Source organism: Pseudomonas sp. MWU16-30322 (assembly GCF_020515535.1).
GTDB lineage: Bacteria > Pseudomonadota > Gammaproteobacteria > Pseudomonadales > Pseudomonadaceae > Aquipseudomonas > Aquipseudomonas fluorescens_H.
The window spans coordinates 200458-215175 of record NZ_JAIWYL010000006.1 but is presented as its reverse complement, the minus strand read 5'-3'; the positions used below and the strand labels follow the sequence as shown (position 1 = coordinate 215175).

Annotated in this window: 16 protein-coding genes; 12 read left to right on the top strand and 4 right to left on the bottom strand. The window is 60.9% G+C overall.

Annotated features, from left to right (window positions below; translation table 11 throughout):
• Window positions 1–133: 133 nt before the first annotated feature.
• The 5 genes from LCH64_RS14360 to purT all read left to right on the top strand — a co-directional run bounded on the left by LCH64_RS14360 (window position 134) and on the right by purT (window position 3429).
• Entirely contained in the window at window positions 134–733 is a 600-nt protein-coding gene (locus LCH64_RS14360; protein ID WP_003221960.1) for a CoA pyrophosphatase, read from the top strand.
• A 45-nt stretch (window positions 734–778) separates the two neighbouring features.
• On the top strand, window positions 779–1303 hold the full coding sequence (locus tag LCH64_RS14355) for a gamma carbonic anhydrase family protein (RefSeq protein ID WP_003221962.1): 525 nt from the start codon (window positions 779–781) through the stop codon (window positions 1301–1303).
• Complete coding sequence (locus LCH64_RS14350; RefSeq protein WP_183785784.1) at window positions 1300–1515, top strand: DUF1289 domain-containing protein; 216 nt, start codon at window positions 1300–1302, stop codon at window positions 1513–1515. Before LCH64_RS14355 ends, LCH64_RS14350 begins: the two co-directional genes overlap by 4 nt.
• A gap of 165 nt (window positions 1516–1680) precedes the next feature.
• Window positions 1681–2148 carry a hypothetical protein gene (locus LCH64_RS14345; RefSeq protein WP_003221966.1) on the top strand — a complete coding sequence of 156 codons (468 nt, stop codon included), beginning with the start codon at window positions 1681–1683 and terminating at the stop codon, window positions 2146–2148.
• A 99-nt stretch (window positions 2149–2247) separates the two neighbouring features.
• Window positions 2248–3429, top strand: a complete 1182-nt coding sequence (gene purT, locus LCH64_RS14340) for a formate-dependent phosphoribosylglycinamide formyltransferase (protein ID WP_226500572.1) — start codon at window positions 2248–2250, stop codon at window positions 3427–3429.
• A gap of 105 nt (window positions 3430–3534) precedes the next feature.
• Here the strand turns inward: purT and LCH64_RS14335 are convergent, their stop codons facing one another.
• From LCH64_RS14335 to ccsA, 3 genes are all read right to left on the bottom strand, one after another.
• Complete coding sequence (locus LCH64_RS14335; protein WP_226500571.1) at window positions 3535–4851, bottom strand: MFS transporter; 1317 nt, start codon at window positions 4849–4851, stop codon at window positions 3535–3537.
• Window positions 4852–5216: 365 nt separating this feature from the next.
• Window positions 5217–6449: a transporter associated domain-containing protein gene (locus tag LCH64_RS14330; protein ID WP_003221972.1), complete on the bottom strand. Its 1233-nt coding sequence runs from the start codon at window positions 6447–6449 to the stop codon at window positions 5217–5219.
• A gap of 12 nt (window positions 6450–6461) precedes the next feature.
• The gene (gene ccsA, locus LCH64_RS14325; protein WP_045122309.1) at window positions 6462–7274 is read right to left on the bottom strand and encodes a cytochrome c biogenesis protein CcsA; all 813 of its coding nucleotides are present in this window, start codon (window positions 7272–7274) and stop codon (window positions 6462–6464) included.
• Window positions 7275–7469: 195 nt separating this feature from the next.
• On the opposite strand from ccsA, the gene ffh reads away from it, so the two are divergent.
• The 6 genes from ffh (at window position 7470) to LCH64_RS14295 (ending at window position 11558) form a co-directional block, all read left to right on the top strand.
• On the top strand, window positions 7470–8846 hold the full coding sequence (ffh, locus tag LCH64_RS14320) for a signal recognition particle protein (RefSeq protein WP_003221977.1): 1377 nt from the start codon (window positions 7470–7472) through the stop codon (window positions 8844–8846).
• Between the two features lie 261 nt (window positions 8847–9107).
• Complete coding sequence (gene rpsP, locus LCH64_RS14315) at window positions 9108–9359, top strand: 30S ribosomal protein S16 (protein ID WP_003185073.1); 252 nt, start codon at window positions 9108–9110, stop codon at window positions 9357–9359.
• Between the two features lie 5 nt (window positions 9360–9364).
• Window positions 9365–9901: a ribosome maturation factor RimM gene (rimM, locus tag LCH64_RS14310; RefSeq protein ID WP_003221979.1), complete on the top strand. Its 537-nt coding sequence runs from the start codon at window positions 9365–9367 to the stop codon at window positions 9899–9901.
• Between the two features lie 3 nt (window positions 9902–9904).
• Complete coding sequence (gene trmD / locus LCH64_RS14305) at window positions 9905–10657, top strand: tRNA (guanosine(37)-N1)-methyltransferase TrmD (protein WP_003221981.1); 753 nt, start codon at window positions 9905–9907, stop codon at window positions 10655–10657.
• Window positions 10658–10702: 45 nt separating this feature from the next.
• Window positions 10703–11053 (top strand): 50S ribosomal protein L19, encoded by a 351-nt coding sequence (gene rplS / locus LCH64_RS14300; protein WP_003175895.1) that lies wholly within the window; start codon window positions 10703–10705, stop codon window positions 11051–11053.
• A 91-nt stretch (window positions 11054–11144) separates the two neighbouring features.
• Entirely contained in the window at window positions 11145–11558 is a 414-nt protein-coding gene (locus LCH64_RS14295; protein ID WP_098967381.1) for an acyl-CoA thioesterase, read from the top strand.
• Window positions 11559–11676: 118 nt separating this feature from the next.
• Here the strand turns inward: LCH64_RS14295 and LCH64_RS14290 are convergent, their stop codons facing one another.
• Window positions 11677–13485, bottom strand: coding sequence for a sodium:proton antiporter (locus LCH64_RS14290; RefSeq protein WP_226500570.1), 1809 nt, complete (start codon window positions 13483–13485; stop codon window positions 11677–11679).
• A 108-nt stretch (window positions 13486–13593) separates the two neighbouring features.
• Between LCH64_RS14290 and xerD the strand changes: the two genes are divergently transcribed.
• Window positions 13594–14490, top strand: a complete 897-nt coding sequence (xerD, locus tag LCH64_RS14285; RefSeq protein ID WP_003221987.1) for a site-specific tyrosine recombinase XerD — start codon at window positions 13594–13596, stop codon at window positions 14488–14490.
• Window positions 14491–14718: the final 228 nt, after the last annotated feature.

The window sequence follows — 14718 nt, the reverse complement described above, 5'->3', positions numbered from 1 at the left end:
AATGCTGCGCCTATCTTGGCGCGCAGCGGTGCCGGTCGGCAAGTTGTCGTTTCGCGACATGGCCCGGCGAGGGGCTTGGGCGGCTGCCATGATTGGTGCATGATGCAGGGTAAGGCACAGATCGAGAACACTCATGCTGGACGAGCTACTGCATAGGGTAAGCAACCACACACCGCGCACGCTGGAGACCGATAAACGTTTCCCCGAGGCCGCTGTTCTGGTGCCGATCACCCGCAGTGACGAGCCCGAGCTGGTACTGACCCTGCGCGCCAGCGGCCTTTCGACCCATGGCGGCGAAGTCGCCTTCCCCGGCGGACGCCGTGACCCGGAAGACCCCGACCTGATTTTTACCGCCCTGCGCGAAGCCGAGGAAGAAATCGGCCTGCCACCGGGGCTGGTCGAGGTCATCGGCCCGCTCAGCCCGCTGATCTCCCTGCATGGCATCAAGGTCACGCCATATGTCGGGGTGATCCCGGACTTTGTCGAATACCAGGCCAACGATGCCGAGATTGCCGCAGTATTCAACGTGCCGCTGGAGTTCTTCCGCAAAGACCCGCGCGAACACACGCATCGTATCGACTACCAGGGTCGCAGCTGGTACGTGCCGAGTTATCGGTACGGCGAGTTCAAGATCTGGGGGTTGACGGCTATCATGATCGTCGAGCTGATCAATCTGCTCTATGACGAACAGATCAGCCTGCATCACCCGCCCAAAAGTTTTATCAATACCTGAAGCCATCGCTCGAATGGCCCGTTCGTGAGCCCTGAGGAAAACAAGATGAAATACCGCCTGGGCGACGCCCGCGTCGACACCCATCCACAGAGCTGGGTAGCGCCCAATGCCGTGCTGGTGGGCAAGGTCAAACTCGAAGAGGGCGCCAACGTCTGGTTCAACGCCGTGCTGCGCGGTGACAACGAACTGATCCTGATCGGCAAGAACAGCAATGTTCAGGATGGCACCGTGATGCACACCGATATGGGCTATCCGCTGACCATCGGCACCGGCGTGACCATCGGTCACAACGCCATGCTGCATGGCTGCACCGTCGGCGACTACAGCCTGATCGGCATCAACGCGGTGATCCTCAACGGCGCGAAAATCGGCAAGAACTGCATCATCGGCGCCAATTCGCTGATCGGCGAAGGCAAGGAAATTCCCGATGGCTCGCTGGTGATGGGCTCGCCGGGCAAGGTAGTGCGTGAACTCACCGAGCCGCAGAAGAAAATGCTCGAAGCCAGCGCCGCGCACTATGTGCACAACTCGCAGCGCTACGCGCGTGACCTGGTAGAGCAGGAAGAATGAGTACGCCTGAAAGACCCGTTGCCTCGCCGTGCGTGAATATCTGCGCACTGGATGAGGACGATATTTGCACCGGCTGCCAGCGTACGGTCGCGGAGATTACGCGCTGGGGGCGGATGACCAACGACGAGCGGCGGGTGGTGCTCGGGTTGTGCCATGAGCGGGCGAAGGCGAGCGGGTTGGTGTGGATGATCCCCGGGAAATCTGGCGTCTGACAAACCGCCTTCGCGAGCAAGCCCGCTCCCACATTGGATTTGTGTTCACCTTCGATCAACTGTGGGAGCGGGCTTGCTCGCGAAGAGGCCGGAACAGTCGCTACTTCTTATTGGCCCAACTCAAAGCCTCAAGTAACCTGTGCGCCAATTTGACAGGTCGCCCCCATGATTTTCCTCATCGCCTACATCAGCAGCGTCGTGCTGATCAACTTCGCTTTCTCCACTGCGCCGCACCTGGACATCATCTGGTCGGCCTGGGGCGGGTTGGTGTTCGTGTTGCGCGACATGGTGCAAACCCGTTTTGGCCACGGCGCCATCGTGGCGATGCTGGCGGCGCTGGTGCTGTCCTACGTCACCTCTGATCCGTCGATCGCCTTGGCCAGCGCCACCGCGTTCGCGATCTCCGAGTGCATCGACTGGCTGGTGTTCAGCGTCACCAAACGCCCGTTGCGTGACCGCTTGTGGATCAGTTCGGCACTGAGCATTCCCCTCGATACCTTCATCTTTTTCGGCATGATCGACCTGATGACGCCACCGGTGATCATCACCGCGCTGGTCTCGAAGTTCGCTGGCGTCACTGCCGTTTGGCTGATCATGGCCTGGCGCGAGCGCAAACAGGCTGTCGCCAGCTAAGCCAAACCCTCCGGTTCATGTAAAATGCCGCGCTTTCTCCCCATGGAAAGCGCGTCTGGCGTTGCTTTCCTCGATGATCCGCTTCTTTGAGGACCTGAGATGACCCGTATCGGAACTCCATTGTCGCCGACCGCGACCCGCGTATTGCTGTGTGGCTGTGGTGAGTTGGGCAAGGAAGTGGTGATCGAGCTGCAACGCCTGGGCGTTGAAGTGATTGCCGTCGACCGTTACGCCAACGCGCCGGCCATGCAGGTTGCGCACCGCAGCCACGTGATCAACATGCTCGACGGCGCGGCCCTGCGTGCCGTCATCGAAGCCGAGAAGCCGCACTTCATCGTGCCGGAAATCGAAGCCATCGCCACCGCCACGCTGGTCGAACTGGAAGCCGAAGGCTTCACTGTGATCCCGACCGCGCGCGCCGCGCAACTGACCATGAACCGCGAAGGCATCCGTCGTCTGGCCGCTGAAGAGCTGGACCTGCCGACCTCGCCGTACCACTTTGCCGACACCTTCGAGGACTACAGCAAAGCCGTTCAGGACCTGGGTTTCCCGTGCGTGGTCAAACCGGTCATGAGCTCGTCGGGCAAAGGCCAGAGCCTGCTGCGCAGCGCTGATGACGTGCAGAAAGCCTGGGATTACGCACAAGAGGGCGGTCGCGCCGGCAAAGGTCGGGTGATCATCGAAGGCTTCATCGATTTCGACTACGAAATCACTCTGCTGACCGTGCGCCACATCGGCGGCACTACGTTCTGCGCACCAGTCGGTCACCGTCAGGAGAAGGGCGACTATCAGGAGTCCTGGCAGCCGCAGGCCATGAGCCCGATTGCCCTGGCTGAGTCCGAGCGCGTGGCCAAAGCTGTGACCGAGGCTTTGGGCGGTCGCGGTCTGTTCGGCGTCGAGCTGTTCATCAAGGGCGATCAGGTGTGGTTCAGCGAAGTCTCGCCGCGCCCGCATGACACCGGTCTGGTGACCCTGATTTCTCAGGATCTGTCGCAGTTCGCCCTGCACGCTCGCGCCATTCTCGGTCTGCCGGTGCCACTGATCCGTCAGTTCGGCCCTTCGGCTTCGGCAGTGATTCTGGTGGAAGGTCAGTCGACCCAGGCCGCGTTCGCCAACCTGGGCGCTGCGTTGAGCGAGCCGGATACGGCGTTGCGTCTGTTCGGCAAGCCTGAAGTCAATGGTCAGCGCCGGATGGGCGTGGCGTTGGCGCGGGATGAGTCGATCGAAGCTGCGCGTGCCAAGGCGACCCGGGCGGCTCAGGCTGTTGTTGTAGAGCTGTAAACCGAGGCGCGGCATTCGCGAGCAAGCCCGCTCCCACATTGGATCTGTGGCGTACACAAAACCAATTGTGGGAGCGAGCCTGCTCGCGAAGCTTTTGATCTTCTGTCAGGCAACCTGATTCAGATCGTTATTGCGCGTTTCCTTCAGGCACAGCACAGCAATCAAGCTGAGAACCGCTGCCGCCGACACATACCCGCCGACATAACTCAAACCGCCCATCGCCACCAGTTTCTGCGCGAAGAACGGGGCGGCCGAGGCGCCGACGATGCCGCCCAGGTTGTAGGCCGCCGATGCGCCGGTATAGCGCACGTGCGTCGGAAACAGTTCCGGCAGCAGCGCGCCCATCGGGGCAAACGTCACGCCCATCAAGAACAGCTCGATGCACAGGAACAGCGCCACGCCCCAGGTCGAACCTTGCGTCAGCAGCGGCTCCATCAGGAATCCGGACAGGATCGCCAGCACACCACCGACGATCAGCACCGGTTTGCGCCCGTAACGGTCGCTGGCCCAGGCGGACAATGGCGTTGCCGCGGCCATGAACAGCACGGCAAAACACAGCAGTCCAAGGAACGTCTCACGGCTGTAACCCAGTGTGGATACGCCGTAGCTCAGGGAAAACACCGTCGAGATGTAAAACAGCGCATAGCACACGACCATCGCCGCCGCGCCGAGCAGGGTTGGCGCCCAGTACTGGCTGAACAGCTCGACCAGCGGCACTTTCACTCGTTCCTGACGGGCAATGGCGTTGGCGAACACCGGGGTTTCGTGGAGTTTCAGGCGCACGTACAGGCCGACCATCACCAGTACCGCACTGAGCAGAAACGGAATCCGCCAGCCCCAGCTGCGGAACTGCTCGTCGTTGAGGGTCATGGCCAGGGTCAGGAACAGCCCGTTGGCCGCGAGAAACCCAATCGACGGGCCAAGCTGCGGAAACATGCCGAACCACGCCCGTTTACCCTTGGGCGCATTCTCCGTGGCCAGCAACGCCGCGCCACCCCATTCGCCACCCAGTCCCAACCCCTGACCGAAGCGCAGCACGCATAGCAGAATCGGTGCCCAGGCGCCAATGCTGGCGTAACCCGGCAGCACGCCGATCAGCGTGGTGCACACGCCCATCAGAAGTAGCGAGGCGACCAGTGTCGATTTGCGCCCGATGCGGTCACCGAAATGGCCGAACAGCGCCGAACCCAGCGGGCGGGCGAGGAAGGCGATGCCGAAGGTGAGAAACGCCGAAAGCATCTGCGCGGTGCCGGACGTCTGCGGAAAGAACACCGGCCCGATCACCAGTGCGGCGGCAGTGGCGTAGACGTAGAAGTCGTAGAACTCGATGGCGGTGCCGATGAAACTCGCCGTCGCCACGCGGGTGGCGGAGTTGGTCGGTTGGGCAGGCGCGGTGTCGCTGTAAGCGGTACTGGTCGTCATGCGGTGATCCCTGACAGTCATGAGCTCCGTTGGAGCGAATTATTATGGTCGAACACCCAGGGATGTGGGATCAGGCGCGAGCGCTGTTTCGAGTAGGAACAGTCGTCGGGGTGGTGCGGAAAATTACCGAAACCGTTGGCGTGCGGGGTAAGCACAGGGCTCGGCGGCGCTTGGGTAAGCGGCTCGATTATAGGAAGGGGGCTAACAATCAAACAAGAGCAAAGGATCGCAGCCGTTGGGCTTTCTGTGGCGAGGGAGCTTGCTCCCGCTCGGGCGCGCAGCGGCCGCATGAATCTGTGGGGTAAATCAAAAGCCAGGGCTGCTTCGCAACCCAGCGGGAGCAAGCTCCCTCGCCACAACAGCGCTTAGATCTTGGCGGGCACCGAGGTCGTATGCCAGATCAACACCTTGCTCACCCGGTTGTCTTCGGTCTCGAGAATTTCCAGCCGATAGCGGCCGATCTTCAGGCACACCGCGCTATCGGGAATGGTCTCCAGTGCTTCGGTCACCAGGCCGTTAAGGGTCTTCGGCCCGTCGCTCGGCAAATGCCAGCCCAGGCATTTGTTCAACTCGCGGATCGACGCGGTGCCGTCGATCACCATGCGCCCGTCGGGCTGCGGATGGATGTGCGGGTTGTCGAGGCTGTGCTCGCTTTCGAATTCGCCGACGATTTCTTCGAGAATGTCTTCCAGGGTCACGATGCCCAGCACTTCGCCGTACTCGTCCACCACCATGCCCAGCCGGCGCTGCTGCTTGTGGAAGTTCAGCAGTTGCAGTTGCAGCGGGGTGCTTTCCGGGACGAAATACGGTTCGTAGCTGGCGGCCAGCAGCGCTTCGCGGGTCAGGTTGCCATCGTTGAGCAGATGGCGGATCTGCCGGGTGTTGAGCACCGCTTCGACCTGGTTGATGTCGCTGTGGAACACCGGCAGGCGTGTGCGCTTGTTCTGGCGCAGTAGTTCGATGATCTCTTCGATCGAGTCGTCAAGGTTGATGCCGTCGACATCGCTGCGCGGCACCAGAATGTCATTGACCGTGATGTTGTCCAGCGCGTGGATCCCCGAAACCGGGTGTGTGCGAGACGGGTGTTCCGGGTCGTCGTTGTGCTCAGCGGGATCTTCGTCTTCGCTCTGCTGGACCACTTGGGGCTTGCGCGCGAAGGGGCGCAGCAGCCAACCGCTGAGGCTGCTCAGCAGCCAGGCCAGCGGGTAAAGGATTTTCAGTGGGACGGTCAGCAGGGTATTGCCGAACGACAGCACTGCATCGGGATAACGCTGGGCTACGCTGCGCGGAAAGTAATCGGCAAACACCAGCAACACGGCGCCGGCGCCCAGGCAGGCAGCCCAAGGGCCGTTCTCTTCGCAAAGAAAGATCGCCAGCAGTGTGGCGATGATCACCGCGAGCGCTCGGCACAGGGTGTTGCACAGGATCAGGCTGTCGAGCGGAAAGCTCAGCTTCGCCAGCGGCTTGTCGCTGGCACGCGAGGCCGTGCGTTGCGCCAGCAGGTGCTGCTGAGCGACTTCGACGGCAGTAAACAGCCCCGACCATAAAATCAGCAGGACAAATACCGCGAGCATCGGCCCTATGGGCAAACCGTCCATTTATGCCGCCCGTCAGATGTGCAGGATGTATTCACGAACCAGTTTGCTGCCGAAATACGCCAACATCAGCAGGCAGAAACCGGCGAGAGTCCAGCGAATCGCCTTGTGGCCACGCCAGCCGAGGCGATTGCGGCCCCACAGCAGCACGCTGAACACGATCCAGGCCAGGCACGCCAGCAAGGTCTTGTGCACCAGATGCTGGGCGAACAGGTTCTCGACGAACAGCCAGCCGGAGATCAGCGACAGCGACAGCAGCGTCCAGCCAGCCCAGAGGAAGCCGAACAACAGGCTTTCCATGGTTTGCAGCGGCGGGAAGTTCTTGATCAGGCCCGACGGATGCTTGTGCTTGAGCTGGTGATCCTGCACCAGCAGCAACAAGGCCTGGAACACCGCGATGGTGAACATGCCGTAAGCGAGGATCGACAGCAGGATATGGGCGAGGATGCCCGGTTCTTCGTCGATGATCTGCACCGTGCCGGCCGGCGCGAACTGGGCCAGCAGCACCGTGGCCGCGCCGAGCGGAAACAGCAGCACCAAAAGGTTTTCCACCGGGATCCGCGAGCAGGCCAGCAGCGTCAGAGCGATGACGGCCGCGGCAATCAGGCTGGCGGCGCTGAAGAAGTCCAGGCCGAGGCCGATCGGCGTCAGCAGGTGAGTGAGCAGGCTGGCGCTGTGGGCGAGCACGGCGAAGATGCCGAGCGTAACCAGCAGGCGCTTGTTCGCCTTGGCGCCGGAGGCCAGGCGGGTGCCCTGATAAAGGGTCGCAGCGGCATAAAGGAGAGCGGCGGCGAGCGTGGTCAGCAAACTGGGTGACAAGGGGAGCATAAATCCTGTTAGGCAGGCCCGAAAGGCGCTGAGTTTGGCATAGAACCGCCACACCACGAAAGTGCGAGGTGTCCGCCCGACGCAGTCTTCGCTATAATCCGCGACCTGCCCACGCCGCAGGCTCGCCGAGCACATGTTGAATCCGGTCTGGGCCGCCATTATCCCGGTCTACACAGGGCCTGAAAGGATCGCGCAATGTTTGAAAACTTAACCGACCGTCTCTCGCAGACGCTGCGCCATGTCACCGGCAAGGCGAAGCTGACTGAAGACAATATCAAAGACACCCTGCGCGAAGTGCGCATGGCGTTGCTCGAAGCCGACGTCGCCCTGCCGGTGGTCAAGGACTTCGTCAATTCGGTCAAGGAGCGCGCTGTCGGCACCGAGGTGTCGCGCAGCCTGACGCCGGGCCAGGCGTTCGTGAAGATCGTCCAGGCCGAACTCGAAAGCCTGATGGGCGCGGCCAACGAAGACTTGAACCTGAGCGCCGTGCCGCCCGCCGTCATTCTGATGGCCGGTCTGCAGGGCGCCGGTAAAACCACCACCGCCGGCAAACTCGCGCGCTTCCTCAAGGAGCGCAAGAAGAAGTCGGTGATGGTCGTGTCGGCGGACATCTACCGTCCTGCTGCTATCAAACAGCTGGAAACCCTGGCCAACGACATCGGCGTGACGTTCTTCCCGTCCGACCTGAGCCAGAAGCCGGTCGACATCGCGACCGCTGCTATTAAAGAAGCAAAACTGAAATTCATCGACGTGGTCATCGTCGATACCGCCGGTCGTCTGCACATCGACGAAGAGATGATGGGCGAGATCAAGGCGCTGCACGCCGCGATCAACCCGGTTGAAACCCTGTTCGTGGTCGATGCCATGACCGGTCAGGACGCCGCCAACACGGCCAAGGCCTTCGGTGATGCGCTGCCGCTGACCGGTGTGATCCTGACCAAGGTCGACGGCGATGCCCGTGGCGGTGCCGCACTGTCGGTACGCGCGATCACCGGCAAGCCGATCAAGTTCATCGGTATGGGCGAGAAGAGCGAAGCGCTCGATCCGTTCCACCCTGAGCGTATCGCTTCGCGGATCCTCGGCATGGGCGACGTGCTCAGCCTGATCGAACAGGCTGAAGCGACCCTCGACAAGGACAAGGCCGACAAACTGGCCAAGAAGCTGAAAAAGGGCAAGGGCTTCGACCTCGAAGACTTCCGCGATCAGCTGCAACAGATGAAGAACATGGGCGGCCTCGGCGGGCTCATGGACAAACTGCCGAGCATCGGCGGCGTCAACCTGTCGCAGATGGGCAATGCCCAGAACGCGGCAGAGAAGCAGTTCAAGCAGATGGAAGCCATCATCAACTCCATGACCCCGGCCGAGCGCCGCGACCCTGAGCTGATCAGCGGTTCGCGCAAACGCCGGATCGCCATGGGTTCCGGCACTCAGGTGCAGGACATCGGCCGCTTGATCAAGCAGCACAAGCAGATGCAGAAGATGATGAAGAAATTCACCGCCAAAGGCGGAATGGCGAAAATGATGCGCGGCATGGGCGGTATGTTGCCCGGCGGCGGCATGCCGAAAATGTGATTCAGGACACCAAGACTTCGCCGGTCGTCGCACCGGCGCAGACCCTGCAAGGATGCAGGATCAACAGCAAACCCGCACTCGGCGGGAGCTGACTGGCCGTTTTCATCGACGGCTCTATATGCAAATCCGCACGGCATGCCATAGGCGCCGGAAAAAGTCATTTGCAAAAGTCCGGATATTCCTTAGAATATGCGGCCTTTCGGGCACCCATGCCCGCTGTGCATTTAGATTTGCAGCACCGACTACAGGAACGATGTTCACATGCTAACAATCCGTCTTGCCCTTGGCGGCTCCAAAAAGCGCCCGTTTTACCACCTGACCGTAACCGACTCGCGTAACCCGCGTGACGGCTCCCACAAAGAACAGGTTGGCTTCTTCAACCCTGTTGCCCGTGGTCAGGAAATCCGTCTGTCCGTGAACCAAGAGCGCGTAGCCTACTGGCTGAGCGTTGGTGCACAGCCTTCTGAGCGTGTTGCTCAGTTGCTGAAGGAATCTGCCAAGGCTGCAGCCTGAGCAGTATGAGCGCGACGCCAGAAAAAGCTGATGACCTGATCGTTGTCGGCAAGATTTTTTCGGTTCACGGCGTTCGCGGCGAGGTGAAGGTCTTTTCCTTTACCGATCCGATTGAAAACCTGTTGGACTACCGCAACTGGACGCTTCGGCGCGAAGGCGTGGTGAAACAGGTCGAGCTGGTCAGCGGCCGATCCACTCAAAAGGATCTGGTTGCCAAGCTCAAAGGCCTCGACGATCGCGATGAAGCCCGTCTTCTGAGCGGTTATGAGATCTGCATCTCGCGAAGCCTTTTGCCCAACCTGACAGGCGACGAGTACTACTGGTACCAGTTGCAGGGTCTGAGCGTCATCAACCAGGACGAGCAATTGTTCGGCAAGGTTGATCACCTGTTGGAGACCGGCGCGAACGATGTATTGGTGGTCAAGCCCTGCGCGGGCAGCCTGGATGATCGCGAGCGGTTGTTGCCCTATACAGAGCAATGCGTGCTGGCCATCGACCTGGATGCAGGCGTGATGCGGGTGGAATGGGACGCGGACTTCTAAGCAATGGCCAGCCTGCGCGTAGACGTCATTACGCTGTTCCCCGAGATGTTCTCGGCCATCAGTGAGTACGGCATTACCAGTCGTGCGGTCAAACAGGGGCTGTTGCAGCTGACCTGTTGGAATCCGCGGGATTACACGACGGATCGGCATCACACTGTGGACGATCGCCCGTTTGGCGGTGGTCCGGGCATGGTGATGAAGATCAAGCCCCTGGAAGATGCTCTGGTTCAGGCCAAGGCAGCAGCCGGGGAGGCGGCGAAGGTGATTTACCTGTCCCCCCAAGGCCGTCAACTGACTCAGTCGGCGGTACGCGAGTTGGCAAAATCGGATGCATTGATCCTGATTGCCGGCCGCTATGAAGGCATTGACGAGCGCTTTATTGAGGCTCATGTCGATGAAGAGTGGTCGATTGGTGACTATGTACTGTCTGGCGGCGAGCTGCCGGCCATGGTCATGATCGATGCGGTTACACGACTGCTGCCCGGAGCTTTAGGGCATGCGGATTCCGCTGAGGAAGATTCCTTTACGGATGGTCTGCTGGATTGCCCGCACTACACCCGACCTGAGGTGTATGCGGATCAGCGTGTTCCCGACGTGTTGCTAAGTGGCAATCACGCGCATATCCGGCGTTGGCGTTTACAGCAGTCCCTTGGTAGGACCTATGAACGACGCGCCGATCTTCTGGAAAGCCGCTCGCTTTCTGGAGAAGAGAAGAAGCTGCTCGAGGAATACATCCGCGAGCGGGACGATAGTTAACAACGTATCGATGGTAGATCAGTTGATTTACCTTAGGAGCACAGCATGACCAACAAAATCATCCTTGCACTCGAAGCAGAGCAGATGACCAAAGAAATCCCTACCTTTGCCCCAGGCGACACCATTGTCGTTCAGGTGAAAGTGAAGGAAGGCGATCGTTCCCGTCTGCAAGCGTTCGAAGGCGTTGTAATCGCCAAGCGTAACCGCGGCGTGAACAGTGCGTTCACCGTTCGTAAAATCTCCAACGGTGTTGGCGTAGAACGTACTTTCCAGACCTACTCCCCGCAGATCGACAGCATGGCTGTTAAACGTCGCGGTGACGTACGTAAAGCCAAGCTGTACTACCTGCGCGACCTGTCGGGTAAAGCAGCTCGCATCAAGGAAAAACTGGCTTAAGTCCAGCTTCCGATGCAGAAAAAAGCAGCCTACGGGCTGCTTTTTTGTTGCCTGCAATTTATCCACAGCATTTTTGTTTCAGGCCAGAACCATGACCACCCGTGACCAGGAAATCGAACGCCGCACCGAACTCTCGGTGACCCGCGTGACCAAAGCCGTCTTCCCGCCGACCACCAACCACCACAACACCCTGTTCGGCGGCACCGCGCTGGCGTGGATGGACGAAGTGTCGTTCATCACCGCCACGCGTTTCTGCCGTTTGCCGCTGGTGACCGTGTCCACCGACCGTATCGACTTCAATCACGCGATACCGGCCGGCTCCATCGTCGAGCTGGTGGGCCGGGTGATCAAGGTTGGCAATACCAGCCTCAAGGTCGAGGTGGAAGTGTTCGTCGAGAGCATGAGCTGTGACGGGCGCGAGAAGGCGATCCATGGGCAGTTCAGCTTTGTGGCCATCGACGATGACAAGCGGCCGGTGCCGGTGCTGCCCGGATTTCCTGCCTGATCTGAAACCGAGTCGCGGCCTTCGCGAGCAAGCCCGCTCCCACAGTGATCCGGGTGAACGCAAAAAATGTGTCCAACACAGAACCTGTGGGAGCGGGCTTGCTCGCGAATTCGTCAGATCAGGCGCCGCTGCTTTCAGGCTGGATCAACGCCAACAACGTCCACCCGGACCCCGGTTTCAAAGCAGTCTCCGGCGTCACCACATGCACCCAGCCGCTGTCATCGCGCATGAACAGCAGGGTCGCCCGACTGCCATGCAATGCCTGGTAGTCCTCCCAGCCAAAACCGTCCGTCAGCGTTGTGCTGTACAACTCGGCGCCATTGCTGATCAGGCTGGCCAGCTTGGCATAGGTCAGCGCCTCGCTCCCCAGCTGATTGCCACGATGCTCAAGACTCGCCCGGTGCTTGTCGCTGCGACGACTTTCCTGACCGCTGGCCAGGCCAAACAGCCGTTGATGACCGAAGTCATGGCGAAAGCGCATCGCCGCCAAGGTATTCAGCTCGCCTGAAGGCGACAGCGCCAACAAGTGCCCCAACCCCACCAGATCCAGATGCGCATCGGCATGCTGCGAAGCCGGGTTACCAAAGTACGTCGGCAACCCCTCCATGCGCGCCGCACGAATGTTCTCCCAGCTCGAATCGGTCAACAGCACCCGGCTGCCCAATTGCTGCAACGACTTGCCCAACAGACGCGCCGGGCCGTTTGCTCCAACGATCAGGAAGCCGCTCGGCGCTGGTTCGGCGACGTTCAGCAAGCGCGCCAAGGGGCGTGCTGTTGCGCTTTGCAGCACCACGGTGCCGATGATCACCGCGAAGGTCAGCGGCACCAGCAGCAGGGCGCCTTCATGTCCGGCTTGATCCAGGCGAATCGCGAAAATCGCCGAGACCGCCGCCGCCACGATCCCGCGCGGGGCGATCCAGCAAAGCAGGGCGCGTTCACGCCAGCTCAGGCTGGAGCCGGCAGTGCTCAACAGCACGTTCAACGGGCGCGCGATCAGTTGAATCACCAGTAGCAGAATCAGCACCAACGGCCCGAGGCCGATCAGGGCATGCAGATCCAGCCGCGCCGCCAGCAGAATGAACAACCCGGAAATCAGCAGTACGCTGAGGTTTTCCTTGAAGTGCAGGATGTGCCGCACATCCACGCCCTTCATGTTCGCCAGCCACATGCCCATCAGCGTCACCGCCAGCAGGCCGGACTCGTGCATCACCTGATTGGACGCAATGAAGATCCCCAGCACCGCCGCCAGCGAGGCGAGGTTGTGCAGGTACTCCGGCAGCCATTGGCGCCGGATGATGGTGCCCAGCACCCAGCTGCCGACCACCCCGAATACGCTGCCGCAGACAATCACGCCGCCGAAGGTCAGCAGGCTCTGTTCGAGGCCGTTGCCTTCGGCGCGCGCGATGATGAAGCTGTAGACCACCACCGCGAGCAGGGCGCCGATCGGGTCGATGACGATGCCTTCCCAGCGCAGGATGTTGGCGATCGAGGCTTTCGGCCGCACCACCCGCAGCATCGGCACGATCACCGTCGGCCCGGTCACCAGCGTCAGGCTGCCGAACAGGATCGCCAGCAGCCAGTCGAAGCCGAGCAAGAAGTGGGTCGCGACGGCAATCACCACCCAGGTCGTGAGCGCGCCGATTGTCACCAGCCGATGCACGACGCTGCCGATCTCGCGCCATTCCGACAGGTGCAGGGTCAGACTGCCCTCAAACAGGATCAACGCCACCGCCAGCGACACCAGCGGCATCAGCAGCGGGCCGAACATTTCCTGCGGATCGAGCCAGCCCAGTATCGGGCCTGCGAGAATCCCGGTCAGCAACAGAAACAGAATCGCCGGCAGCTTCAGGCGCCACGCCAGCCACTGGCAACCCAGCGCCGCGGCGCCGATCCCGCCAAATGCCAAGAGAATTTGCTGCTCGTTCATTGAAGCTCCCTGTTCCTTGAAATTGCGGGCTATGAAAGACTAGCGGCCAATCCTACAGTTCACTCTACATTTGCGCGCAGCCCTGGAGGTTGCGTGTCTTGAGCGCCCATGCCTGCCATCGACCATCCACTGATTGACCAATTCCTCGACGCCCTGTGGCTGGAAAAAGGCCTGTCCGACAACACCCGCGGCGCCTACCGCAGCGATCTGGCGCTGTTCAACGGCTGGCTGCAGGAGAAAAACCTCGAGCTGATCAATGCCGGTCGCGAGTTGATCCTCGATCACCTGTCCTGGCGCCTGGAGCAGAACTACAAACCCCGTTCCACCGCCAGATTTCTTTCCGGTGTGCGCGGCTTTTATCGCTATCTGCTGCGGGAAAAACTGATTACGGTCGATCCGACCTTGCGCGTCGACATGCCGCAACTGGGCAGGCCGTTGCCCAAATCGTTGTCGGAAGCTGACGTCGAGGCGCTGCTCAAAGCGCCTGATCTGAGTGAAGCCATCGGCCAGCGTGACCGCGCCATGCTTGAAGTGCTGTACGCCTGCGGCTTGCGCGTGACCGAACTGGTGAGCCTGACGCTGGAGCAAGTCAATCTGCGCCAGGGCGTGTTGCGGGTGATGGGCAAGGGCAGCAAGGAGCGGCTGGTGCCGATGGGCGAAGAGGCGATTGTCTGGATCGAGCGCTATATGCGCGATGGCCGCAGCGAGCTGCTCGGCGGGCGCCCCAGCGATGTGCTGTTCCCCAGTCAGCGCGGCGAGCAGATGACCCGCCAGACCTTCTGGCACCGCATCAAGCATTGGGCCAAGGTCGCCGGGATCGGCAAATCGCTGTCGCCGCACACCTTGCGTCATGCGTTCGCCACGCACCTGCTCAACCACGGCGCCGACCTGCGGGTGGTGCAGATGCTGCTGGGGCACAGTGATTTGTCGACCACGCAGATTTACACCCATGTGGCGCGGGCCCGGTTGCAAGACCTGCACGCCAAACACCACCCAAGAGGCTAATGAAAAACCTGTGGGAGCGGGCTTGCTCGCGAAGAGGCCGTCACAGAAGAGATATTTGTCGCCTGCCAAGACGCCTTCGCGAGCAAGCCCGCTCCCACAGGGTTTGCGTCGCCCACAATCTCTGGCGACAGGCGCATTCGGCCATGCGAGCCTTATGTGGTAGGCTTTGCCGGTTTGCACGATGGACGGTTATGACCCGGTGTTCCGGCTCGGGCGTTCTGACCGTTT

Excerpts from the sequence above, each read along its gene's own strand:
- trmD (WP_003221981.1), top strand. The coding sequence starts at position 9,905 with ATGGCCAGCCTGCGCGTAGACGTCATTACGCTGTTCCCCGAGATGTTC.
- LCH64_RS14335 (WP_226500571.1), bottom strand. The coding sequence starts at position 4,851 with ATGACGACCAGTACCGCTTACAGCGACACCGCGCCTGCCCAACCGACC.
- rplS (WP_003175895.1), top strand. The coding sequence starts at position 10,703 with ATGACCAACAAAATCATCCTTGCACTCGAAGCAGAGCAGATGACCAAA.
- LCH64_RS14350 (WP_183785784.1), top strand. The coding sequence starts at position 1,300 with ATGAGTACGCCTGAAAGACCCGTTGCCTCGCCGTGCGTGAATATCTGC.
- purT (WP_226500572.1), top strand. The coding sequence starts at position 2,248 with ATGACCCGTATCGGAACTCCATTGTCGCCGACCGCGACCCGCGTATTG.
- LCH64_RS14355 (WP_003221962.1), top strand. The coding sequence starts at position 779 with ATGAAATACCGCCTGGGCGACGCCCGCGTCGACACCCATCCACAGAGC.
- LCH64_RS14345 (WP_003221966.1), top strand. The coding sequence starts at position 1,681 with ATGATTTTCCTCATCGCCTACATCAGCAGCGTCGTGCTGATCAACTTC.
- ccsA (WP_045122309.1), bottom strand. The coding sequence starts at position 7,274 with ATGCTCCCCTTGTCACCCAGTTTGCTGACCACGCTCGCCGCCGCTCTC.
- LCH64_RS14295 (WP_098967381.1), top strand. The coding sequence starts at position 11,145 with ATGACCACCCGTGACCAGGAAATCGAACGCCGCACCGAACTCTCGGTG.
- xerD (WP_003221987.1), top strand. The coding sequence starts at position 13,594 with ATGCCTGCCATCGACCATCCACTGATTGACCAATTCCTCGACGCCCTG.
- rpsP (WP_003185073.1), top strand. The coding sequence starts at position 9,108 with ATGCTAACAATCCGTCTTGCCCTTGGCGGCTCCAAAAAGCGCCCGTTT.
- rimM (WP_003221979.1), top strand. The coding sequence starts at position 9,365 with ATGAGCGCGACGCCAGAAAAAGCTGATGACCTGATCGTTGTCGGCAAG.
- LCH64_RS14360 (WP_003221960.1), top strand. The coding sequence starts at position 134 with ATGCTGGACGAGCTACTGCATAGGGTAAGCAACCACACACCGCGCACG.
- LCH64_RS14330 (WP_003221972.1), bottom strand. The coding sequence starts at position 6,449 with ATGGACGGTTTGCCCATAGGGCCGATGCTCGCGGTATTTGTCCTGCTG.
- ffh (WP_003221977.1), top strand. The coding sequence starts at position 7,470 with ATGTTTGAAAACTTAACCGACCGTCTCTCGCAGACGCTGCGCCATGTC.
- LCH64_RS14290 (WP_226500570.1), bottom strand. The coding sequence starts at position 13,485 with ATGAACGAGCAGCAAATTCTCTTGGCATTTGGCGGGATCGGCGCCGCG.